At 57.4% G+C, this 21,923-nt stretch carries 19 protein-coding genes; 13 read left to right on the plus strand and 6 right to left on the minus strand.

Features of this window, described 5'->3' with window-relative positions; all coding sequences use genetic code 11:
* Positions 1-187 precede the first annotated feature (187 nt).
* The 11 genes from QP442_RS01575 (at position 188) to pknB (ending at position 15,495) form a co-directional block, all read left to right on the plus strand.
* Positions 188-2,566 carry a S9 family peptidase gene (locus QP442_RS01575; RefSeq protein WP_103632835.1) on the plus strand — a complete coding sequence of 793 codons (2,379 nt, stop codon included), beginning with the start codon at positions 188-190 and terminating at the stop codon, positions 2,564-2,566.
* Positions 2,563-3,507, plus strand: coding sequence for a ribonuclease H family protein (locus QP442_RS01580; RefSeq protein ID WP_103632836.1), 945 nt, complete (start codon positions 2,563-2,565; stop codon positions 3,505-3,507). Before QP442_RS01575 ends, QP442_RS01580 begins: the two co-directional genes overlap by 4 nt.
* Positions 3,508-3,690: 183 nt before the next feature.
* Entirely contained in the window at positions 3,691-5,049 is a 1,359-nt protein-coding gene (locus QP442_RS01585; protein WP_103632837.1) for an alpha/beta fold hydrolase, read from the plus strand.
* Positions 5,050-5,267: 218 nt separating this feature from the next.
* Positions 5,268-6,230: a class 1b ribonucleoside-diphosphate reductase subunit beta gene (gene nrdF / locus QP442_RS01590; RefSeq protein ID WP_103632838.1), complete on the plus strand. Its 963-nt coding sequence runs from the start codon at positions 5,268-5,270 to the stop codon at positions 6,228-6,230.
* Between the two features lie 265 nt (positions 6,231-6,495).
* Positions 6,496-7,200, plus strand: coding sequence for an FhaA domain-containing protein (locus QP442_RS01595; protein ID WP_103632839.1), 705 nt, complete (start codon positions 6,496-6,498; stop codon positions 7,198-7,200).
* The gene (locus tag QP442_RS01600; RefSeq protein WP_006680648.1) at positions 7,197-7,691 is read left to right on the plus strand and encodes an FHA domain-containing protein FhaB/FipA; all 495 of its coding nucleotides are present in this window, start codon (positions 7,197-7,199) and stop codon (positions 7,689-7,691) included. The genes QP442_RS01595 and QP442_RS01600 overlap by 4 nt, the downstream gene beginning before the upstream one ends.
* Positions 7,691-9,013, plus strand: a complete 1,323-nt coding sequence (locus QP442_RS01605) for a PP2C family protein-serine/threonine phosphatase (protein WP_103632841.1) — start codon at positions 7,691-7,693, stop codon at positions 9,011-9,013. The genes QP442_RS01600 and QP442_RS01605 overlap by 1 nt, the downstream gene beginning before the upstream one ends.
* The gene (locus tag QP442_RS01610; protein ID WP_103632842.1) at positions 9,013-10,404 is read left to right on the plus strand and encodes an FtsW/RodA/SpoVE family cell cycle protein; all 1,392 of its coding nucleotides are present in this window, start codon (positions 9,013-9,015) and stop codon (positions 10,402-10,404) included. The genes QP442_RS01605 and QP442_RS01610 overlap by 1 nt, the downstream gene beginning before the upstream one ends.
* Positions 10,401-11,855: a peptidoglycan D,D-transpeptidase FtsI family protein gene (locus tag QP442_RS01615; protein ID WP_285069532.1), complete on the plus strand. Its 1,455-nt coding sequence runs from the start codon at positions 10,401-10,403 to the stop codon at positions 11,853-11,855. Before QP442_RS01610 ends, QP442_RS01615 begins: the two co-directional genes overlap by 4 nt.
* Positions 11,852-13,516 (plus strand): serine/threonine-protein kinase, encoded by a 1,665-nt coding sequence (locus QP442_RS01620; RefSeq protein WP_179370098.1) that lies wholly within the window; start codon positions 11,852-11,854, stop codon positions 13,514-13,516. Before QP442_RS01615 ends, QP442_RS01620 begins: the two co-directional genes overlap by 4 nt.
* Entirely contained in the window at positions 13,489-15,495 is a 2,007-nt protein-coding gene (gene pknB / locus QP442_RS01625) for a Stk1 family PASTA domain-containing Ser/Thr kinase (protein WP_103632845.1), read from the plus strand. The genes QP442_RS01620 and pknB overlap by 28 nt, the downstream gene beginning before the upstream one ends.
* Positions 15,496-15,879: 384 nt before the next feature.
* On the opposite strand, the gene QP442_RS01630 is transcribed toward pknB, so the two are convergent.
* From QP442_RS01630 to QP442_RS01640, 3 genes are read right to left on the minus strand one after another with little or no spacing between them, the layout of a single operon-like run.
* The gene (locus QP442_RS01630) at positions 15,880-16,032 is read right to left on the minus strand and encodes a hypothetical protein (RefSeq protein ID WP_006680642.1); all 153 of its coding nucleotides are present in this window, start codon (positions 16,030-16,032) and stop codon (positions 15,880-15,882) included.
* A gap of 48 nt (positions 16,033-16,080) precedes the next feature.
* On the minus strand, positions 16,081-16,830 hold the full coding sequence (locus QP442_RS01635; RefSeq protein ID WP_103632846.1) for a class E sortase: 750 nt from the start codon (positions 16,828-16,830) through the stop codon (positions 16,081-16,083).
* A gap of 18 nt (positions 16,831-16,848) precedes the next feature.
* Positions 16,849-17,616 (minus strand): DUF881 domain-containing protein, encoded by a 768-nt coding sequence (locus QP442_RS01640; protein WP_285069533.1) that lies wholly within the window; start codon positions 17,614-17,616, stop codon positions 16,849-16,851.
* A gap of 252 nt (positions 17,617-17,868) precedes the next feature.
* Here QP442_RS01640 and QP442_RS01645 point away from each other — a divergent pair, with 252 nt between their 5' ends.
* Positions 17,869-18,132 carry a cell division protein CrgA gene (locus QP442_RS01645; RefSeq protein WP_103632848.1) on the plus strand — a complete coding sequence of 88 codons (264 nt, stop codon included), beginning with the start codon at positions 17,869-17,871 and terminating at the stop codon, positions 18,130-18,132.
* A 148-nt stretch (positions 18,133-18,280) separates the two neighbouring features.
* Here the strand turns inward: QP442_RS01645 and QP442_RS01650 are convergent, their stop codons facing one another.
* Together QP442_RS01650 and QP442_RS01655 are read right to left on the minus strand one after the other, a co-directional pair.
* Positions 18,281-19,135: a rhomboid family intramembrane serine protease gene (locus tag QP442_RS01650; protein ID WP_103632849.1), complete on the minus strand. Its 855-nt coding sequence runs from the start codon at positions 19,133-19,135 to the stop codon at positions 18,281-18,283.
* Positions 19,136-19,387: 252 nt separating this feature from the next.
* Positions 19,388-19,909 carry a peptidylprolyl isomerase gene (locus QP442_RS01655; RefSeq protein WP_006680637.1) on the minus strand — a complete coding sequence of 174 codons (522 nt, stop codon included), beginning with the start codon at positions 19,907-19,909 and terminating at the stop codon, positions 19,388-19,390.
* A gap of 142 nt (positions 19,910-20,051) precedes the next feature.
* Between QP442_RS01655 and QP442_RS01660 the strand changes: the two genes are divergently transcribed.
* Entirely contained in the window at positions 20,052-20,681 is a 630-nt protein-coding gene (locus QP442_RS01660; protein ID WP_103632850.1) for a hypothetical protein, read from the plus strand.
* A 329-nt stretch (positions 20,682-21,010) separates the two neighbouring features.
* Here the strand turns inward: QP442_RS01660 and QP442_RS01665 are convergent, their stop codons facing one another.
* A complete protein-coding gene (locus QP442_RS01665) occupies positions 21,011-21,883 on the minus strand; it encodes a Cof-type HAD-IIB family hydrolase (protein WP_179370097.1) in 873 nt (290 codons plus the stop codon).
* Positions 21,884-21,923: the final 40 nt, after the last annotated feature.

Consider the following 21,923-nt stretch of genomic DNA (forward strand, 5'->3'; position numbering starts at 1 on the left):
ACGGTTGACGCTCGCGAATTTGTCGTAGTTCTGCGGTTTTATTGACGAGGCCACGCTCGACGTTCTGGACATGGGGCGTGTATTTTGGCGCGAGTTTCTAAGGTTTTTCGCTTGTTGAGGCACAGGCTCATTTACCCGTGCGGGGTATGTAAAAACATTTGTATACGGTGCGGGTTAAAGTCTGTGCATGAGCGAATTCACCCTTCCACCCGTGGCCGAACGTCGATTCGGCTACCGCGTCCGCGATATTCACGGCGATCATTTTGATGATGTCTGGGACTGGTTGCGTGATGAGTCGAATCCTGATGTGGTCGCGCACCTGGATGCAGAGAATCACTGGGCGGATCACGTGTGTAAGCCAACTGAGTCGTTAGCTACGGCGATTGCTGGCGAAGTGAAGGGGCATACGGCTCTGGACGATGTCTCGGTTCCCGTTTTGGACGGTGATTATTGGTATTTCCACAAGTGGCATAAGGGCGATTCGTATGCAACGCATCATCGTGTGCCGGCCGATCGCAAGGGCATTTTTGATGCGTCTATTCTTCCACCTCAGCCCAGTGTTGATGGTGTTCTTCCTGGTGAGACGCTGATTTTGGACGAGAATGCTCTGGCCACGGGACAGGAGTTCTTTAAGGTCGCTGATATTCAGCCGAGCCCCGATGGTCGCTTGATCGCGTGGGCGCGGGACACTGCTGGCGATGAGCGCTTCACGTGGGTTGTTCAGGTTGCCGATACTGGCGAAGTCGTTGATGAAGCTGTCGTTGACGCTGGTTATGGGCTGGCGTGGGCAGCGGATTCTGCTTCGTTTATTTACATGGGTGTCGATGACGCGTGGCGCGCGTGCGAAGTCTGGTGGCACCAGCTTGGCACAGGTCGCGATCAGGATCGTTTGCTTCTGGTTGACCCTGACGAGCGTTTTGAAATGGGGATTTCCGATGGTGGGGACCCGTTCCATGTCCTCATTCATTCCATGTCGTCGACGTCTGGTCAGGCATGGGTGTGGTTGCCGGATTATCCGTCAACGCGCCCGGTCTCGATAACCGGTCTGGCAAAGCGTGTGATGGTGGCGGTGGATTCTGCTGGCGATCACCTGCTTGTGGTGCACACTGCTCTGTCGCAAGAGGGCACGCTTGCCGTTGCCTCTTATCCGTCTGATCTTGTGTCGCTGGCAACTCCCGTCGATGCTGACTATTCGCGCGCTGTTCTTGGTAATCGCGAGTCTGGATCAGCGATTGAGGGTGGTGAACCTGTGCCTTTTGCTCCACCGTCAACGTGGGTCACTGTGCGCGAAGCAGGCGCAGGCGAACGCCTGCTCGAAGTGGAAGCCAGGGCATCGTTCTGCGTGCTTTCTATGCGTTCAAATGCTCTGACACAAGTGGAGTACCGGACCCGAAACACGGCTATTGACGTCAGCGGGGATGTCCGGCCTCGTCCCCTTTCGAGCGACGAACTGTGCGAACTCTGGGGCGACGGGCACTTCGTGGAAGCAAAGGCTCCGGTGCGCACGATCAACTCCGTCGAGGGACCGCGCTTTGATGACCGTTTCTTCCGCGTGCGTGTTCAGTCGCAGATTCAACCGGAAACAACGATCCAAGTTGACCCATTCAGCGGCGAAACGACGGTACTGAAGGTCGCAGAGGCTCCCGGCTGGGATCCGTCCACGATGGTGGAAGAGCGTGTGTGGGTAACGGCTCGCGATGGGAAGACTCAGATCCCGGTTACGTTGATTCACGGGGTTGATGTGCGACCTGACGGCACACATCCCGGGTGGGAATTGGGATATGGGTCGTACGAGGTCTCCTATGACCCCGAGTTTGAGACGCTCCGCCTGCCAATCTTTGAGCGCGGTGTGGTGTTTGCGATCGCGCATATCCGTGGTGGTGGCGAACTGGGGCGCGCGTGGTATGACGATGGGAAGGAAGCCGTGAAGGTGAATACTTTCACCGACTTCATTGACGTTGGGCGTTGGATGGTCGAATCAGGGTGGGTTGCTCCCGGACGCCTCATTGCTGAGGGACGAAGTGCCGGTGGTCTGTTGATGGGTGCCGTGTTGAATATGGCTCCCGACCTGTATCGAACGGTGATCGCTGGCGTTCCTTTCGTCGACGCTCTGACGACAATCTTGGATCCGAGTCTTCCTTTGACGGTCGGTGAATGGGAAGAGTGGGGTAACCCCATTGAAAGCCCGGAGATCTTCCGGATTATGAAGGGCTACACGCCGTACGAGAACGTGCCAGAAAACGTCACTCTGCCAGCGGTTATGGCAACAACGTCAGTGAATGACACACGCGTTGAATTTGTTGAGCCGACCAAGTGGGTCCAACGCCTACGAGAAGCGTCAGGGCAGAACGCAGATGCTGACCTTGCCGCCTCGCGTCCGATTGTTCTGCGTACTCAGATGGTTGCAGGTCATGCTGGGCCGTCTGGCCGTGAAGGGCGCTGGAAGGCTCGCGCCGAAGAGTTCGCTTTCGCGCTCGGGCAGGTCGGAGTTCGCGAGCCCGCAGCATCGGAACTAGGTACGTCTGAAGCATCCGAAGCAATGGACAAGGCTGGTGATCAGCGATGACGCCTGCAGGTAACCGTATCGTTGCTGCCGTTGACGGTTCTTCACTTGGGAATCCTGGTCCCGCCGGCTGGGCGTGGGTCGTTGACGCCACTTGCTGGGATGCCGGTGGCTGGGAATCGGGGACGAACAATCTGGGTGAACTCACCGCTGTTCTTGAGCTGTTGAAGGCCACGGAAGCTGCTGGGTTTGCTGACTGTGAGCTCCATATCTTGGCCGATTCGCAGTATGCGATCAACGTGATCTCTCAGTGGATGCACGGGTGGAAGAAGCGCGGTTGGGTGAAAGCCGATAAGAAGCCGATCAAGAACCTTGAACTGATTCAAGAAATTGACCGTGTCATCGCTGGGCGGAACGTAACCTTCGAATGGGTGAAAGGCCACGCTGGGCACACCATGAACGAGCTCGCCGATGACTTCGCGCGCGGATGCGCCGAGGAATATCAGGCGGGTCGCATCCCCAAGCCTGGCCCCGGATTTGCTGGTAGTGGGGGAGAAACTCCCGCTTCGCAGTCCAACGAAACCGGTGATTTCGGCGATGATTCCGCGAGCGCAGTCGCGGAGCCGGCGGTTTCTTCTTCTGACTCTTCTTTCATGGAGATGCGTGACGGTTCCGGATCGGACAACAGGTCGCGTCTGATTGAGAATGAAAAGGTGTTCCTCACCGCCTGGCTTACAGGAGAATCATCGGTTTTAAAGCAGATTGCAGCCTCGGACTGCACGCGCGTTTGGCCGAACGGGAACGTGACCACGACGTTGGAGGGCCCTGTTCCCCTCGACGCGAAGATCAGTCGCATGACGGTGACTCCCGCAGGAAGCGCTTGGCTTGTTCGCTACGAGATGCGATGGAAGAACGGCGCCAGCGTTGAGCTGTCGGTCTGGGAGCCAAGTGAGAATTCGCGTGGGCTGAGCCTGGTTCATCATCAGACAACCTTGAAAGGTTAAGAGGCAGGCCACACTGACGTCCACGGTGCGTCCCTCGAACGAGCAGTAGCGACCCACGCGCAAGATTTGCTGAGTGATGTCCAGCCTGCAACCGCACTCCCGCAAAGAGCCAGCTTGCTCTCGGTTCACTGACATCGTTGCGGGTATGCGAATTGGATCGCCCGCCCGCGATACAGTGGGTTCATGCTCGTGAACTCGTATATTCAGCACTCTTGCACCGTCAATGAACACCGTTTCGTCGTCCCGTTGGATCACCGGAAGACGCTGAACGCACCCGCATCGACTCCGCAGACGCTGGAAACGATCGAGGTTTTCGCGCGCGAGGTGATCCGCCCCGGTGGCGAAAACCTCCCCTACTTGGTGTATTTGCAGGGGGGTCCCGGTTTTGGCGCGCCTCGTTCGGGTGACTTCCGCGATGGCTGGCTTGGGCGTCTGCTCGACGACCACCGCTTGGTTCTATTAGATCAACGAGGCACTGGCCAGTCGGGACGCCTTGATGCGCGCAGTTTGGTGGAGTCCGGTCGCTTCGATAACCCGGATGGGTCCATCAACGACCAGGCGTTGGCTGATTACCTGATGCTTTTCCGCCAGGATCAGATTGTCTGGGATGCCGAGCATGTTCGCCGTGAGCTGGCTGGCGACGCACAGTGGTCGACTCTGGGCCAGAGCTTCGGCGGATTCATCACGACCGCTTATCTGTCGCTCGCCCCAGAGGGCCTCGAAAAGTCACTACTTACGGGTGGTTTGCCGGGCCTTACACATGTTGACGAAATCTATCGCCGGACATACGCCGCCACGGCGAAGCGTAACCAGACCTACTTCTCGCGCTACGCATCCGACGAGCGCACGATCCGTGAAATCGCCGCTCACCTGCGCGACACCGAAGAACTACTGCCAACAGGAGAACGCCTCAGCCCCGCACGATTCCGCATGATCGGCATGGGCCTGGGAACAACAACGCGCACAGACATGTTGCACTACCTGCTCGAAGGCCCGTGGACGACGGTGCGTGGGCAGCGTCGTCTGTCACACCAGTTCCTCGAAGGCATCGCGGCGGAAATTGCAGGTACACCCATGTACGCGGTCCTGCACGAAACAATTTATGCGGGTGCGACCCCCGACCTGGCGGGCACGACAACGAACTGGTCCGCCGACCGTCTAGCCGAAGAAATCCCCGGTTTCGCTAAGGATGCCGATCCACTCGACGAATCTGAGCCCTACTACCTGACCGGCGAGCACATGATGCGCCGTTTCTTCGACGAGGATCCGTTCCTCCGCCCGTTCGCCAAAGCCTGCGACATTCTGGCGACACGCACGGATTGGCCGGCCGTCTACATTCCCGAGGTTCTGACTCACAACACCGTCCCGGTCGCAGCAGCCGTCTACTACGACGACATGTTTGTGCCTCGTGAACTGTCCCTCGATACCGCGGCGACAATCCGTGGCGCACGCACGTGGATCACGAACGAGTACCAGCACGACGGTCTGCGCGCGTCCGGAACGAACGTTATCGACCACCTTTTCGAGTTGGTACGCGACTGAGCACCGACTCCCTGGCTCCGCCTGCGATAAGAGCAGAGCCAAGATCGGCAGGCGGCCTCGTCGATTGGTGCACACTCGATGTGTGCGCAACTGGCCGATCTCACAAGATCGGCCGCCCGCCCACCTCACCTACCCACCCACATCGCGGGTAGGCTATGTCCATACCCCCAAACGCCCGCGCTTGGATACGAAGCACACCCCGGATTGAAAGAAGACCAGTGAGCACTCAGCCTGTTTTTGAAGCGATCAACTGGAACCGCATTGAGGACGAGAAGGACCTCGAGGTCTGGGATCGCCTCACCGGCAACTTCTGGTTGCCTGAAAAAGTGCCGTTGTCGAACGACATTCAGTCCTGGAAAACCCTGCACCCGGACGAGCAGCTGATGACGAACCGCGTGTTTACCGGCCTGACTCTGCTGGACACCCTGCAGGGCACCGTCGGCGCAATCTCCCTTATCCCCGACGCGCGCACCCCGCACGAGGAGGCCGTCTACACGAACATCGCGTTCATGGAGTCCGTGCACGCGAAGTCGTACTCCTCGATCTTCTCGACCCTCCTGTCCACCGAGGAGATCAACGAGTCCTTCCGCTGGTCGGAAGAGAACGAGCCCCTCCAGAAGAAGGCCGAGATCGTGAAGTCCTACTACGAGGGCGACGATCCGGCCAAGCGCAAGGTCGCCTCGACGATGCTCGAGTCCTTCCTCTTCTACTCGGGCTTCTACGCTCCGATGTACTGGTCGGCGCACGCGAAGCTGACGAACACCGCTGACCTGATCCGCCTGATCATCCGCGACGAGGCCGTTCACGGCTACTACATCGGCTACAAGTACCAGCTCGCCGTCGCCGAGTCCTCTCCCGAGCGCCGCGACGAGCTCAAGGATTACACCTACTCCCTCCTCTACGAGCTCTACGAGAACGAGGAGCAGTACACGGAGGATCTCTACGATCCGCTCGGCCTCACCGAGGACGTGAAGAAGTTCCTGCGCTACAACGCGAACAAGGCGCTGATGAACCTCGGCTACGAGGCCCTGTTCCCGGCCGACGAGACGAACGTGAACCCGGCAATTCTGGCGGCTCTGTCGCCGAACGCCGACGAGAACCACGATTTCTTCTCGGGCTCCGGTTCCTCCTACGTCATCGGCGAGATCGTCGACACCGAGGACGAGGACTGGGACTTCTAAGGCCCCTCCTTCAAGACAACTGACAAGGGCCCTGGCAACCAGCACGGTTGTCGGGGCTCTTTCGTTTCACCCCTGGATTTATCCTAGAAATCGTGGAGAAGCGTCCGCAAAAAACCCTCACTTTCGCGTTGACGGTTAAACTGTTTTTGTTACGTGTGTGCATTTACGCTCACGCGAAGCGTTTTTCCGTTGGAAGAGAGTCGATATTTCGGCGATCAACCGCCAGAAAAGCGTCCAATACCGCCTGTCCCTAGGAGTACCGAGCATGAGCATCTTTGATCGCTTTGAGAACGCAGTTGAGCGTGGTGTCAACGATGCCTTTTCGAAGGTTTTTCGTTCCGGCATTAAAGCGGTTGATGTGAACTCGGCTATTCGTCGCGCGATGGACGATTCGGCGCAGGAGCTGTCAACGGAGCGCACGATCGCGGCGAATCATTTCACGGTGTTTGCTACGCCGGCTGATTTGGATTCGTTGGAAGCTGACTTGAATGTTCTTGCGGACGAATTCGCAACGCAGGCGACCGAGCATGCTGCGGACAACGGGTACGCCCTGCTTGGCCCGGTAAGCGTTGAGTTCCGCGAGGATGACAAGGAGCAGGCAGGCAAGTTGCGCGTCGAGGCTTCGAATAAGCGTGGGAGTGTCGCGCCAGCGACTGCCTCGTCTCCTTCGCCTGAGCACCCGATCATTGAGGTGAATGGCGAGCGTTGGCTACTGACAGAACCCGTGACGGTGATTGGTCGCGGTACCGAAGCCGATATTATCGTCGCCGACACCGGCGTTTCGCGCCGTCACCTTGAACTGCGAATCACGCCGACCGGTGTGATTGCTACTGATCTTGGTTCCACGAATGGCACGTTTGTTGAGGGCCACAAGATTGATGCTGCGACCCTGCTGGATGGTAACCAGCTGACGATTGGTCGTACTGTCATCGACTTTTGGACTCACCCGGAAACGGGGGGTGATGAATGACCTCGGATCTCGCGTTTACGGTTTTTAGGATCGGGTACCTGGTCCTGCTGTGGTTGCTCGTGTTGGGTGCCGTGAATACGTTGCGTCGCGACGTGTTTGGCACGGTTGTTACCCCGCGTGGTAAGGGCAGAAAGGCCGCTGATCAGCGTCGTAAAGAGAATCGACGAAACCGCCACCAGGCTCGGAACTTAGAGCCCGATGTGCCACGGAACGTGTTGCTGACGGGTGGCCCGCTTGTGGGAACTGTTCTTCCGTTGGGAACGACACCGATTGTGATTGGGCGTTCGCCCGCGTCGACGCTTGTGCTTGAGGATGAGTACGCGTCGGGGCGTCATGCTCGCCTTCAGCCTTCTGAGCAAGGCTGGTGGATCGAGGATTTGAGTAGCCGTAATGGCACCTTCGTTGATGATGAGCGTCTGAGCGAGCCTCGTCTGCTTCATTCGGGCGATGTTGTGCGTATTGGGCAGACCACGTTTGAATTGGTGAGCTGATGGCAGCTGCCCCGATTGAATTCCGTTGCGCGGCCCGTTCTGACGTTGGGTTGGTTCGAAGCAATAACCAGGATTCTGGTTATGCGGGTCCGAACCTGCTTGTTTTAGCCGATGGCATGGGTGGTCCTGCCGGTGGCGATATTGCGTCAAGCGTTGCGATTGCGCACCTTGTTCCTCTGGATTCGGATTCGTATCCTGCGGACAAGATGCTGCCGTTGCTTCGCGAAGCGTTGATGGATGCGCACGATGAACTGTCGGATCGTTCTCGTCGAGACAAGGATCTTGAGGGTCTGGGGACGACGTGTATTGCTGTGATGCGTTCGGGCAATAAGTTGGCGATGGTTCATATCGGCGATTCGCGCGCCTATGTTTTGCGTGGAGAGGCTCTCACGCAGGTAACAACGGACCATTCGTTCGTTCAGTATCTGGTGGAGTCCGGTCAAATCACGCCTGAAGAGGCAGAACACCATCCGAATAAGAATGTTGTTTTGCGTGTTTTGGGCGATTCTCAGGCGGATGTGACTCCGGATGAGACGATCCGCGAAGCGGTTGTCGGCGATCGTTGGTTGCTTTGCTCCGATGGTCTGTCGGGTGTTGTGTCTCCCGAGACGTTGGGGGCTGTTCTTGCCGAAATTGATGATCCCGGTGAGTGCGCTGAAGAGTTGATTCGCCTTGCGCTTCGCGCGGGCGGTCCTGACAACATCACGTGCGTTGTTGCTGACATTGTCAAGCCCGGGTCGTATCCGGTTGGGCCTCCCCAGATTGTGGGCGCGGCGGCGATTGATCGTCATGCTGCTTCTCGCGGTGGCGAGGGTGCGGCTGGGCGCGCGGCGGCTTTGCGGAAGCAACGCCGTTTGGCGATTGACGAAGATGACGGCGAGGATCAGACGAAGCGTCGCGCTTGGTTCGCCCCGCTTTTGGGCCTTGTTGTCGCTGTTCTGCTCGGTGTTGGCGGATGGCTTGGTTGGTCGTGGACGCAGAGCCAGTATTACGTGATCGGCCAGGATGGCTACGTCGTTATCTACCAGGGCATTCCGCAGTCGTTGGGACCGTGGAAGTTCTCGCACGCCGTCGAAGTCACGGATCTTTCGTTGGCTGAGTTGACCGATGCGGACCGTCAACGCCTGAAGGATCCTGTTCTGCGTTCGTCGCGCGAGAAGATCGATCAGTACATTGATCAGTTGCGTCTGAACAAGAAGAGCTTTAAGTCTGCACTGAACGCTGATAACTCTCAGTCTGACGATAGCGCTCAATCCGCGTCCTCAGGACAGTCGGGAGCTCAATCAGGTTCGACGAATAACAGTTTGGCGAGTGGTCACTGATGGCTCTTGTGACCGTTGCTCCCGCGAAGCCTCGTCGCGGTCTTGAAATTATTCTTTTGCTGGTTGCTTTGACAGTCGGTATTGGCGGATATGTTCTGACCAACATTAATCGCACGGGTGAGTTGCCCGGCAATCTTGCGATGCACGCCGGTATTTTGCTGGCGATTGCGATTGTCGCCGAGGTGGGGATGCATTTCCTGGCACCCTTCGCTGACCCCGTGATTCTGCCGATTGCGGTAGCGCTCACCGGCCTGGGTTTGGCGATGATTTATCGCTTGGATATGTCCTACGATGCGCTTGGTCAGGCGACTGTCGACATGCGTCAGCTGATGTTTGTGGGCATCGCAATTGCTGTCGCCGCGTTGATTCTGATCGTGTTGAAGGACCATCGTTCGTTGCGTCGTTACACGTACACGTTCGGTGTCCTGTCCTTGATCCTGCTACTGCTCCCGATGATTCCGGGGCTCGGTGTCGAAACGTTCGGGGCACGAGTCTGGATCCGCATTGGTTCGATGTCGTTCCAGCCCGGCGAGCTGGTGAAGATCACGCTGGCACTGTTCTTTGCCGGCTACTTGGTGACGAATCGTGACAATCTTGCGATTGGTGGACGTCAGTTCCTTGGAATGCGATTGCCTCGCGCCCGCGACTTGGGTCCGATTCTGCTTGTCTGGTTGATCGGTATTGCGATTCTTGTTTTGCAGCGCGATCTTGGTACCTCGCTCCTGTTCTTCAGCCTGTTCGTGGCAATGCTGTACGTGGCAACGAATCGAGTGTCGTGGCTGGTCATCGGTTTCGTCATGTTCGTGCCCGCTGTTGCGCTGACAGTCAAGGCATTCCCGCACGTCGCGAATCGTTTCTCGGTGTGGTTGAACGCGTTGGATCCCGAGGTTTATGAGCAGACGGGCGGGTCGTTCCAGCTGGTGCAGTCGCTGTTCGGTCAGGCATCGGGCGGTTTGATGGGGACAGGTTGGGGTCGTGGCTACCCACAGTTGGTTCCTCTTGCCAATTCTGACTTCATTCTTTCGTCGCTTGCCGAAGAATTGGGTTTGACCGGTTTGGCCGCAATTCTGGTGCTGTATCTGGTGCTGATTGAACGCGGTTTACGTGCCGCCATTTCCGTTCGTGACGGTTTCGGGAAGCTGCTGGCAACGGGTTTGAGTTTCTCGCTGGCAATTCAGCTGTTCGTTGTGTTGGGCGGTATTACTCGCCTGATCCCGCTAACGGGTCTGACGGCGCCGTTCTTGGCAGCCGGCGGCTCGTCAATGGTGTCGTCGTGGTTGACTGTCGCGCTGTTGATTCGCGTGTCCGATGCGGCTCGTCGTCCCGCCGCCACACCTGCTCCGTGGAACTCAGGTATCCAACCGTCAGTTGCACGTGAGGTGAACGCATGAACCATCAGATTCGTCGCTTGTCCATCGTCATCTTCGCAATGTTTGCTCTGCTTGGTTTGGCTGCAACGAACAATCAGTTCCTTCAGGCTCCGTCTTTAAACGCCGATGGGCGTAATGAACGCACTATTTTGCACGCGGCGGAAACGGATCGCGGTCCGATCATTGTTGCGGGTTCGGCGATTGCGTCGTCAACGAAGATTGAGGGCTCTCATCGTTTCCAGCGTTCCTATTCTCAGGGTCCGCTTTATGCTTCGGTGACCGGGTATTTCTCGTCCGCATTTTCGCAGGCAACCGGGCTTGAGTCGGCCGCTGAATCAACATTGGACGGACAGTCTCAGGCTCTTCTTGGTCAGCGTCTTCACAACCTGTTTACGGGCGCTTCTCGCCAGGGCGGTGGCTTGGTGCTGACGTTGGATCCGACCCTCCAGCAGATTGCCGCTGATCAGTTGGGTAACCGCAAGGGCGCCGTCGTGGCGTTGAATGCAAAGACCGGCGCGATTTTGGCGATGTATTCATCTCCCAGCTATGACCCGAATTCTCTGGCCGCCTTCGATTCCGAGGCGGTGAGTGACGCGTATAAGGCTCTGACGGAAGATCCGAACGAGCCCCTATCGAACCGTGCGATCGCGGGTAATCGCTATGAGCCAGGTTCGACGTTCAAGATTTTGACGTCAATCGCTCTGATCGAAAATGGTGTCGCTTCACCATCCACGAATGTGGAATCCCCCGTTTCAACAGTGCTTCCCGGAACTCAGACGACGGTGTCGAACATTGAGTCTTCGACGTGTGGCGATGGGAATCCGACGTTGGCTGAAGCGTTTGCACGATCGTGCAACACGTCGTTCATTCTTGCCGCGCAGTCTCTTTCTCACAATCAGCTTGCCGATGTGGCGTCGCGTTTCGGTTTCGGCGCGTCCCAGTCGATTCCGCTTGCTGTGACTCCTTCGGTTTTCCCTGAAACGACGGACGCGGCCCAGTTGGCGATGAGCGCTATCGGCCAGTATTCAGTTCAGGTGACGCCACTTGAAATGGCTGAGATTGCTCAGACGATCGCTAACGGTGGTCAGATGATGACGCCCTACTTGGTGTCGCAGGTTGTGGATGCTGATTTGGCTGTCCAGTCCGAGACCAACCCGACTGTGTTGCGCACCCCGATTAGTGCCGATATTGCGACGCAACTGACCGAGATGATGAAGGGTGTTGTCAATCAGCCGTATGGCACGGGCACATCCATGGCGATCGACGGCATTTCCGTGGCGGCGAAGACCGGCACGGCGGAAACGGGCACTAACGGACACGCGAACGCGTGGGCGGTGGGTTTTGCTCCCGCTGATGATCCGCAGATTGCCTTCGCTGTCCTTGTCGAGGGTGACGATACGGATCCAGCTCCTCACGGTGGAACCGTTGCCGGCCCAATTGCTCGCGCGCTTCTAGAGGCAGGTATCCAATGAGTTCTTCCACAAAGTATTCAGCGGGCAAGAAGCTGGGCGGTCGTTACACGCTACTCACGCCGATTGCTCAAGGTGGCATGGGCGAGGTCTGGAAGGCCCGCGATCAGGTGACCGGTCGCATGGTGGCCGCAAAGGTATTGCGCCCGGAGTTCTCTGGCGAAGAGTTGTCCCTGTCGCGTCTGCGTATCGAAGCGAATAATGCGATGCGTATCCAGCACCCGAATATTGCGAACGTGCAGGATTCTGGCGAGCAGGATGGTCGCGGCTGGATCGTCATGGAGCTGGTTGAAGGCAAGCCCCTCAATCACTACTTGAAAGACGGTCATCGCATTGCCACGCAGGACCTCGTCCCCGTGCTGATGCAGGTCGCGATGGCGCTCGGCGCAGCGTCGGAAGCCGGGGTTGTCCACCGTGATATTAAGCCCGCGAATATTCTGGTGCGCCCCGACGGCATCGTGAAGCTGACCGATTTTGGTATTTCGCGCTCGAATAATCAGGCGGCTCTGACCGCCGCGGGAATGGTGATGGGCACGGCTCAGTACCTTCCGCCCGAGCAGGCAATGGGGGAAATCGCGACATCGTTGGGTGATTTGTACGCCTTGGGTGTGATTGCGTACGAGGCTGCTGCCGGGCAGCGACCCTTTACTGGCAAGACGCAAGTTGATATTGCGTTCTCGCACGTGAATGATCCTGTTCCTCCCCTGCCTTCTGACGTGCCGCGTCCGCTTGCTGACATCATTTGTCACCTCTTGGAAAAGAAGCCGGAGAAGCGCCCCGACTCTGGTGTGGCGTTGGTCCGCGAGCTGTCGAAGGCGGCAAAGCAGATGGGTATTTCTGTAGCAACTCATCCGCTTCCCGACCCATTCCCAGAGGCGAAGATGGAGCCGACGCAGGTTCACCCGTCTCCCGTGGCAGCGCCGGTTCATCACACGAAGCGTCGCAGTCTTCCCGAGGAACTGCTGGAACGCCCAGCGGGCCTTGATACTCCAACGGATCCGCAGAACCTTACGCAACAGTCAGATTCGCAGGATCCTCAAAACGTAAACTCCCAGACAGAACACTCACAGTCGCTCTCAGGAGATGCCATGCCATCGAACAAGGGGGATGTGGACTTAGATCCAACCGCGGTGCGTCGTCGTCAGCTCAGTGAACGACTGAAGGAACGTGCTCGCGTCCGCGAAGAGGCTGACACGGCTCACGCTTCGGTGTCGCCGACACTTCCACCACCACCGGCTCTCACCGACAAACGTTCGGCCATCGATTCAGCCAAGCGCTCAGGAACGCAGGCCGTGACCTCGTCCCCCCAGACGAAGACGCGCCAGCAGAAACTGTCGTCGCCACCACCCAAGCGGGTCAGACCGAAGCCGTCGAGCCAGGCGAGCAGGCAGGTCTGGTACTCCGTGTCGAAGCGGAATGCGCCACCGGTGAGCACCGTGCCCCCGACTCCGACTCAGTACAACAGGTCGGTGGTTGCGCCACCTGTTTCAAAGGGTCGACGCATCATCCAAGCAATCATCATTGCCCTGATAATCATCGCGATTCTCGCGGGCGCATATTTCATTCTTCAGCACATGTTCGGGTCACTCACGTCGCTTCTCAGTGACGGGCTCCCCACCACGAAGGAGGTTCAGACATGGCAGACTCCATGGGCCGCCGTCTAGCCGGCAGGTACGAGGTTCGCTCACTGATCGGGCGTGGCGGTATGGCGGAAGTCCACCTGGGCTTCGATACGCGCCTATCACGCGTTGTCGCAATCAAGATGCTGCGCTCTGACCTAGCACGAGACTCCGTGTTCCAGGCGCGTTTCAGGCGTGAAGCGCAGTCGGCTGCTTCTTTGAACCACGCGAATATTGTGGCCGTGTACGACACGGGCGAGGAAATGCTGACCGGCCCTGACGGTCGTGCTATCTCCGTGCCGTACATCGTGATGGAGTACGTTGAGGGGCACACGGTCAAGGAACTGCTCGCTGACGGTACTCCGGTGCCGATCAACGAGGCCGTTGCCATCGTATCCGGCGTGTTGGGCGCGCTTGAATACTCCCATTCGCAGCATTTGGTGCACCGGGATATCAAGCCGGGCAACATCATGTTGACGAATGACGGCAAGGTGAAGGTCATGGACTTCGGTATCGCGCGTGCGATCACCGATTCGCAGGCGACGATGACGCAGACGAACGCTGTCGTTGGCACTGCCCAGTACCTGTCGCCCGAGCAGGCTCGCGGTGAGCAGGTGGACGCGCGTTCCGACTTGTACTCCACCGGCGTTGTCCTGTTTGAGTTGCTGACCGGTCGTCCGCCGTTTACCGGCGATTCGGCTGTTGCCGTTGCCTACCAGCATGTTCAGCAGTTGCCTCCCACACCGTCGTCGATCACCCCGGATGTTCCCGAGGCACTTGATCGCGTCGTCATGAAGGCTCTGGCAAAGGATCGCACAGACCGCTACACGTCAGCTGCCTCTATGCTGGCTGATTTGATGCGAGCGTCGCACGGTGGCCACGTGAATGCTCCAGCCGTTGCGGTGTGGGCGGACACGGTTCCGATGGCTGCGGCAAACGTAGCTAATTCGCAGCCGACTCAAACGTTGCCTCCGGCAGTTGCTTCCCCGTCAAATGCGACAACGACCTTTGCGCCCGTTGCGACGCAGGAGTTTGAGGAAGAACCGAAAAAGAAGTCGAAGAAGGGCATTATTGTCGCGCTTGTCATTGTGGCTCTGCTACTGATGGGCGGTATTTGGTACGCACTGTCGCATGCTTCTTCGGATAAAGAGATGGTCGCTGTCCCCGACAATCTGATCGGAATGACGCAGGCGGAGGCGAAGTCCGCAGTTGAGTCTGTTGGCTTGGTGTTCGCGATTTCGAATGAGACGGTTGCCTCTGACGAGATTGAAGAAGGCAAGGTCGCCGAGACTGATCCGCCGTCGGGCGATCAGGTTGAGGTTGGTTCGACCGTGACAGCCAAGTTGTCGAGTGGCGCTGAATCCGTTGTTATTCCTGACAATCTAGTGGGTATGAGCCCGGATGCCGCGAAGCAGGCAATTGAGGCTCTGGGGCTTGTGTATGAACAGACCGCTGACCCTGTTGCTTCTGCGGATGTGGAAGAAGGCAAGGTTGCTCAGGTGAACCCGTCGGTTGGTTCGAAGGTCAAGAAGGGATCGACCGTGAAGGTCAGTCTGTCGTCGGGCCCGAAGAGCGTTGAGGTTCCGGATGTTACGGGTATGACGCAGGATCAGGCGCGCGAGGCTCTGGCTGCGAAGGGCTTGACGGTTGGTTCCGTTCAGGTGTCGGATGACCCGAGCCAGAAGGAAGGTCTAGTGATTTCCACTAACCCGGCTGCTGGCACGTCGGTTAATAAGGACACGGCGGTCACGTTGACTGTGTCTTCTGGCAAGATCACGATTCCTTCAGGTTTGGTTGGTTACGACCAGGCGCATGTTGTTCAGACTTTGCAGGAGCTTGGCTTGCGCACATCGGTGACGGAGCAGTACTCGAACAATCTGGAAGCTGGCGGTGTTCTGGCGGTGAATCCGACTGAGGGTTCTGTTGTCGCCCAGGGTTCGACCGTGAACCTTACGGTGTCGAAGGGTCCGCAGACTCCTCCGGCTAATCCGAACAATTCCGGTCAGGCGAACTCGGGTAGCTAGTGGGTAGTTATCCGATTCACCGTGGGTGGATTTGATTGACGAGGCCTGGCGGGGATCATATGATCCCCGCCAGGTTACGCTGAAGGTTGTTGGAACTTTCACCGCAACATCAACAGATGCAAACCTTAACTATGCGCCCTCACTCATAGTGGCGTATTTCCGCTCAGCTACAACAGGCTTCAAGCTCCGCGCCCGTCCAGGCGTGGCCTCGTCCCCCTTAAGCCACCCTGATAGAATCACGCCGATTCCACGCGCCAGAACACGTTGGCAACGCGTCACAACGACACCAAGATCAAACGAACCGGCACGAACCATCCGCGCGTATGCGGAAAAGTATCAGCCGAACGCCACCTGAAACGGCGAAAGCGTCAACGGGTGAACAGGTCAGACGGACGCTTCGCCCAACTCTAAGTATTCCTGGGCCCACGGGTAACCCCACTCAAGAAGAGCGTAGGCAACAAGGCCAATCAGAACCAACGACTCAATCACCTTCAACCATGTCGGTCCGGGAAGATGACGAAAAATCCAAGCGTACATGTGGATCAAATGTCCTTTTCAAGCGATGTTCAAGCGGAGAAAATGGGATCAGGCTGCGGGTTCGTCCGCCAGCGCACTGGGCACGCCAGTGTCCTTAGGAGTCCATGACTTGAACTTCAGGTGAACAATGAAACGTTGCGAGTTCCCGTATTCGGGGTGGCAAGTAGTCATGGTCATCCAACGTTCCGTGGGCACCTGGCTCCACGTGACATCATCAATCACGGGGGCGACGACGCGGTAGTTGTCCGGGTCATTGGCCTCAACAATTTCGCTGGTTTCCATAGTGTACGTGACGTAGTGGTTGTCGAGTTCGACAACAACGGGGTCGCCGACGGACAGGCGGTCGATCCAGCGGAAGTTATTACCGTAGGTGCGACGGTGGCCGGCAACAGAGAAGTTGCCGATGTCGCCGGGCTGAGCGGTGTCCTCATAGTGGCCTGCGAAACCCTGGTCTAGGACGAATGTCGACGTGGTTTCCGCCAACGGAATCTTCATCCAGTTCCACTTTGGGACATGAATAAGGCCGTAGATCTGGTTCGGGTCAACGCTGGTGGTCATTGACGGCGGGTCATCCGTGCGTTCCTCACCAACGTTTGTGGTAGCGGGCGCGTGCGCTTGGGCGTATGTTTCGATCGCTTGCTGGCGAGGTCCTTCAACTTTGAAAGACGTCCAGTAGAGCTGCCAGAGTGCGAAACCAATCAAAACGATGGCGACGGTAATGAAGAGTTCACCAATCACTCCAAGAGCGACGCTGAGCGGCGAGGCCTTCTTTTGGGGTGCAATATGTGCGCCTGCCATGGAACGCCTTGTCATGTTTTAGTCCACCACCTGTGCGTATGAGTTAAATGTCTTCACGCTAGCCGCGGGAAGATGAAGGGATTTGTTCGTCTCCAGATCCCAGCCAAGGCCATACAAAGCAACGTAGGCCTTGTAATTAACAATACGGGGATTTGCGTTGACCTTCTCTGTGAGCGCGTTCGGATCACCAATGGCTTCCACCACGTATGGCGGAGAAAAAGGCTGTCCGTCAACAAGAATCACGTTGCCAATGCATCGGATCACTGTTTGTCCGGTCACGCGTACTCCTTGGACAGTCATGGCTTCCGCGCCACCATTCCAGAGCGCGTTCATCACGTCTTCAATGTCCTGCTGGTGAATGACTAGGTCGTTCGGTGTAGCACCGTCGGGAATCGCCTGCTGGGGTGCGTCCGTGAGCGTAATAGTCACACCTGGGCCGGTCACGGGCTGTGCTGCCAGTGAGGTAATGGACGTATCCTCGGTCTGCGTTTGGCCGGACGAGTTGGCGTATTGAGAGACGATGTCGCGCAGTGCGTTCACCTCAAAATCAAGCGTTTCGACTTCATCCTGCGAGGCTCGTACCAGCGAAATCAGGTTGGTATCTCGCCCGAGGTTGTCGGCGTCATTCTTCGCCTGCGCTGAAACGATGAACAGCAAGCCGCAAGCCGCGGTGACAATAAAAACGGATGTGGCCGCGCGTGGAGACAGTGGCGCAAACTTCCGTAGCTTGCGCAGGGCCACGTGCCAGGGGCCGTCGAAGTGCGAAATGTGGGGCTTGGGTTTCATCGACGAGGCCGCCTTCTTTTTCGAACGCGACCTCGGTTCAAAGGCGGGTGGGCTCGAGGAATCGGATTTTTGTGATGCCTCGGGTGGAGTCAAATGGGGCGAATCGTCCTGATTGTGTGCCATCAATGCCTCCTTCCCGCGTTGCACTTTGGTTTGTCGTTACTTGGAAGACTACGCTAAAGGGGTTAGCGTTCTGCGATGCCTTTCCGAGAAGTAGTCGGCAAGGGCACCAAAGTTCAATTGAGGAGAAACGTGGCTGAGAACAAAAAGCGCAAGAATACGAAGCACCAGGTTCCCGAAGATCAGGATCTCAACGCCTGGACCGCAGGTATTCCGCTGAGCCCCAGCTGGTGGGCACCGGCTTTCGTTGCCCTTCTTCTCATCGGCCTTGTGTGGCTGATGGTCTACTACATTTCTTCGGGCGTTTACCCGATTCCCGGCATCGACTGGTGGAACATGGTGATCGGCCTGGGCATCATGATGGTGGGTTTCTTGATGACGCTCCGCTGGCGATGACCTGTTGATAAAGGTTTCCCGCTAGATTTCAACAATCACAAGAGTTATCCCCAGGTGTTTCCACACCTGGGGATAAATTACATCCGTGTAACTTAGACAATCACACAGATTGTGGATAACTCGCATAAACCTCGAGATTTCAACGAATTTATCCGAGAACCTCGAAAATCACTTCGTAGGTCAAGCCAATCAAGGCGATCGCAGCAACATACATACCCACAGTTATCCACAAGGCCTGACGTTCCTGCTTTTTCGCAGTAATTCCAGGCTTTGCACGCCCCTGACGCCAATAAATCCACGTCGCCAACGCGCCCGTGGCAAGGCCACCCACGTGCCCCTGCCACGACACATTCGGGACAATAAAACCGATCAGCAAGTTCACAAGTAAGAGGCCCACAACGGCCCTCGTATCCATACCCGACTGCTTCTGCAAAACGAACATCGCACCGAACAAACCGAACACAGCGCCGGACGCGCCCACGGTCACCGTCCCAAGCGACGACGGTTGAATCAAGACCCACGCCAAAACAAACAGCGACGCACCAATCGCACTCAGCAGATAAACAGACAAATACCGGGTACGCCCCAACACCTGCTCAAGCTCAATACCCACCGAGTATAAAGCCAACATATTGAACGCAATATGCATGAACCCGCTGTGAAGGAACGCAGTCGTCAAGAACCGCCACACCTGGCGGTAACCCACCGCAGGGTTAAAGAACAGCCAATTCCCCACCAACGGCAACACGAAGGACAAGATGAACAACGCAACGTTGATACCAATCAGCGTGTACGTCACAACCGGCTGACCACTGGGAACACGTGGCCTGCGAACGTTCGCGCACTCCACGCACACTGAACGAACCTCGGTCCGCACCGTGCAATCAACACACATCGGACGATTGCACTTCTTGCAATAATCCACCGAACGCACACCCGGGTGACGCGGGCACTCAGGAGCCGCATACGGGTTCGAACGCTGTCCATACAAAGGCGTCGACATGCTCTATATCCTCCACACACCGCCAGAAACCAGACACACCATCCCGCTCCCGACGCTCACGAGCAACCAAAATCGCTCTTACCGTCTGAATACACCTAGGGCGGACAGACGCACGAATCCACACGGGATCCGCTCCCCCATCCGCCCCACAATGAAGAAAACGTGATCGATCAAGTGGAGGCGGCCTCGCCAATCAGCAACAATTACCCAAGCGGGAAACCACGCCGAACACGAGACACGCCAACCTCACACTCAGTCGACGATCGAAACCGACTCGATCACAACGTCATTCACTGGACGATCATTCGCGCCCGTCGCAGTCGTTGCAATCGCGTCGACAACCTTCTTCGACTCTTCGTCTTTGACCTCACCGAAAATGGTGTGGTTGCCCAGCAACCACGGGGTCGGCGCAACCGTGATGAAGAACTGCGAACCATTCGTGCCCTTGCCCATACGCTTGCCAGCATTCGCCATGGCCAGCAGGTAGGGGCTGTTGAAGTTGAGTTCCGGGTGGATCTCATCGTTGAACTGGTAGCCCGGGCCACCAGTACCGGTGCCCAGCGGGTCACCACCCTGAATCATGAAGCCCGAAATAACGCGGTGGAAAATCGTGCCGTCGTAAAGCGGACGCGACGTCTTCTGGCCGGTCATCGGGTCAACCCACTCGCGCTCGCCACGAGCCAGCGTGACAAAGTTATTCACCGTGTTCGGTGCGTGGTTCGGGAACAGTTCAATGTTGATATCACCCATAGAGGTGTGCAGTGTTGCTTCCATGTCTTCATCGTCCCAGAAAAGGCGCCAAAAGGCATGATCTGGAGCCACCCGATTTTGTCGCTAGGGGTGCAGATCACAAAACTTCGGTGCACAATGGGAAGACGCGGTACAAACCGCAGCAACTATTGGAAGGATTCGGACTATGGCCAACACACCGAACTTCGACACGGAGAAACTTCGCAACGAAGCACTCCAACTGCGCGACGCGGTCGCCGTGCACGCCGGACGGGTGGCAGTGAAAGCCACCGAACTCGCTGAACAGGGCATCGACTGGGCAGCACCTCGCGCCCAAGCAGCACTGAACGAAGCAATCGACCGCGCAACACCGGTCGTCGAAGACGTCACCGCTCGCGCCGTTGACGCAGCAGACCGCGCACGCCCCGCATTCGAAAAGGCACGCGAAGAGGTCGTCGAAGACTACATTCCGCGCATCCAGCGAGCCGTCCACGAAGGTGGCGCAGCGCTCGCCGCAGAGGGAACGCCGTTGCTTGAACGCGCACGTCACGCCAGCGAAGCATCGCAGGCAGCTCTCACCACCCCGACAAAGAAGGTCATCGTGAAGAAACACCGCTTCCTCCGCGCCATCGGATGGACCGCCCTTGCAACAACCGTCGCCGGCGCCGGCTACGTGCTCTGGAAGCGTAGCCAGCCGATCGAAGATCCCTGGGCCGAAGAATACTGGGCCGACCTGGAAACGACTGTCGACCTTCCCACCACCGAACCTGAAAAGGTCGAAGGCGTCGAGCAGATTGACACCGCAACCGAAGAGTGAGCTCTCGGCGAAGTGAGTTCACTCAGAAGTGAGCCTCCGGCGCAACAAGATGACAGCGAAGTGGAATTCACGGGAAAGTGAACCCCTCGGAAGAGCGCAACTGAGCCTCACACCCCTCGCCATCACACGTTAAAGCTGGTGGTCATGCGATTGATGTCGCGTGACCACCAGTTTTGTGTTTGAGAAGCATCAGTTGTGCGTTTGTGGGTCACCAGCTTTGCTCGCGCGTTTCTCTCGTCGCGCGTCACCAACTACACCCCACGCGACACAACCACACATTTCAGGACAAAAGTGTCGCATCAAGCGCAGTCGGGGTCACTTCGCGAAAATCAGTCATCTCCTATCAGGGTGCGAACAACCTGGCCGACACCATCCTCATTGTTGGACGGCGCAATATATCGGGCTTCCGCAACAACGTCAGCGTGAGCGTTCGCCATGGCGAACGACCAGTCGGCGTACTTGAACATGGAGATGTCGTTGTGGAAGTCGCCGAATGCTGCGGTCTGCGCGGGCGTCACGCCAAGAGCGTCCTGCAGTGCGAGCACAGCATCACCCTTGTCGACGCCACGAATCTGCAGGTCAGCCCAGTTATCTCCGGAAACCGCATACTGGTGAGTGTCCGCGAAGTTCGCAAGTGTTGCTTCAGCCAGCGGGCCCACCGGGTCAAGACACATGACGGCGAGCTTCACGATGTCGTCGTCGATTTCACCGGAATCGATCATGTCGATGATCTCGTGCTGATCGGCGATTCGTTTGGTGCGGTGGTAGTAGGGCAGGACGCCGTCAACAAATAGGTCGTCCGTGCGTTCAACGTAGGCGAATTGCTTGCCACACATGACTAGGCCACCATTGATTCCGGTTGCGACGGCGTCGCGCACCATGTCGATGGCACGGTGGAGAGTTTCGTGGTCGATGGGGCTGGATGAAACTTCCTTGCCGTCTTTCATGACAATCGCACCGTTTTCAGCGATGACTGTCATTCCGGGGCGTCCGGGGAACATGTCGAGCAACGTCCATGCTTGGCGTCCTGATGATGGGGCGAACACGATCCCACGCTCATCCATGATGTCGAGGAGTTCAGGGAGTCTCTCGGGGAAGTTTTTGTCGTCATCGAGCAGGGTGCCGTCCATGTCGACAGCGACAAGACGCAGGTCGCAGTCGGTAGCGAGGGATGACAGGTCGGTGGGTTCAAGCAGTGTCATGCTTCGATTGTCCCCGATTGTTGGGGACGTATCCGACACG

It is taken from the genome of Pauljensenia sp. UMB1177, assembly GCF_030217965.1.
Classification (GTDB): Bacteria; Actinomycetota; Actinomycetes; order Actinomycetales; family Actinomycetaceae; genus Pauljensenia; species Pauljensenia turicensis_A.

Coding starts and splice junctions, on each gene's coding strand:
- QP442_RS01575 (WP_103632835.1), top strand. CDS start 188: ATGAGCGAATTCACCCTTCCACCCGTGGCCGAACGTCGATTCGGCTAC.
- QP442_RS01580 (WP_103632836.1), top strand. CDS start 2,563: ATGACGCCTGCAGGTAACCGTATCGTTGCTGCCGTTGACGGTTCTTCA.
- QP442_RS01585 (WP_103632837.1), top strand. CDS start 3,691: ATGCTCGTGAACTCGTATATTCAGCACTCTTGCACCGTCAATGAACAC.
- QP442_RS01595 (WP_103632839.1), top strand. CDS start 6,496: ATGAGCATCTTTGATCGCTTTGAGAACGCAGTTGAGCGTGGTGTCAAC.
- QP442_RS01600 (WP_006680648.1), top strand. CDS start 7,197: ATGACCTCGGATCTCGCGTTTACGGTTTTTAGGATCGGGTACCTGGTC.
- QP442_RS01605 (WP_103632841.1), top strand. CDS start 7,691: ATGGCAGCTGCCCCGATTGAATTCCGTTGCGCGGCCCGTTCTGACGTT.
- QP442_RS01610 (WP_103632842.1), top strand. CDS start 9,013: ATGGCTCTTGTGACCGTTGCTCCCGCGAAGCCTCGTCGCGGTCTTGAA.
- QP442_RS01615 (WP_285069532.1), top strand. CDS start 10,401: ATGAACCATCAGATTCGTCGCTTGTCCATCGTCATCTTCGCAATGTTT.
- QP442_RS01620 (WP_179370098.1), top strand. CDS start 11,852: ATGAGTTCTTCCACAAAGTATTCAGCGGGCAAGAAGCTGGGCGGTCGT.
- pknB (WP_103632845.1), top strand. CDS start 13,489: ATGGCAGACTCCATGGGCCGCCGTCTAGCCGGCAGGTACGAGGTTCGC.
- QP442_RS01630 (WP_006680642.1), bottom strand. CDS start 16,032: ATGTACGCTTGGATTTTTCGTCATCTTCCCGGACCGACATGGTTGAAG.
- QP442_RS01635 (WP_103632846.1), bottom strand. CDS start 16,830: ATGGCAGGCGCACATATTGCACCCCAAAAGAAGGCCTCGCCGCTCAGC.
- QP442_RS01640 (WP_285069533.1), bottom strand. CDS start 17,616: ATGAAACCCAAGCCCCACATTTCGCACTTCGACGGCCCCTGGCACGTG.
- QP442_RS01650 (WP_103632849.1), bottom strand. CDS start 19,135: ATGTCGACGCCTTTGTATGGACAGCGTTCGAACCCGTATGCGGCTCCT.
- QP442_RS01655 (WP_006680637.1), bottom strand. CDS start 19,909: ATGGAAGCAACACTGCACACCTCTATGGGTGATATCAACATTGAACTG.
- QP442_RS01660 (WP_103632850.1), top strand. CDS start 20,052: ATGGCCAACACACCGAACTTCGACACGGAGAAACTTCGCAACGAAGCA.
- QP442_RS01665 (WP_179370097.1), bottom strand. CDS start 21,883: ATGACACTGCTTGAACCCACCGACCTGTCATCCCTCGCTACCGACTGC.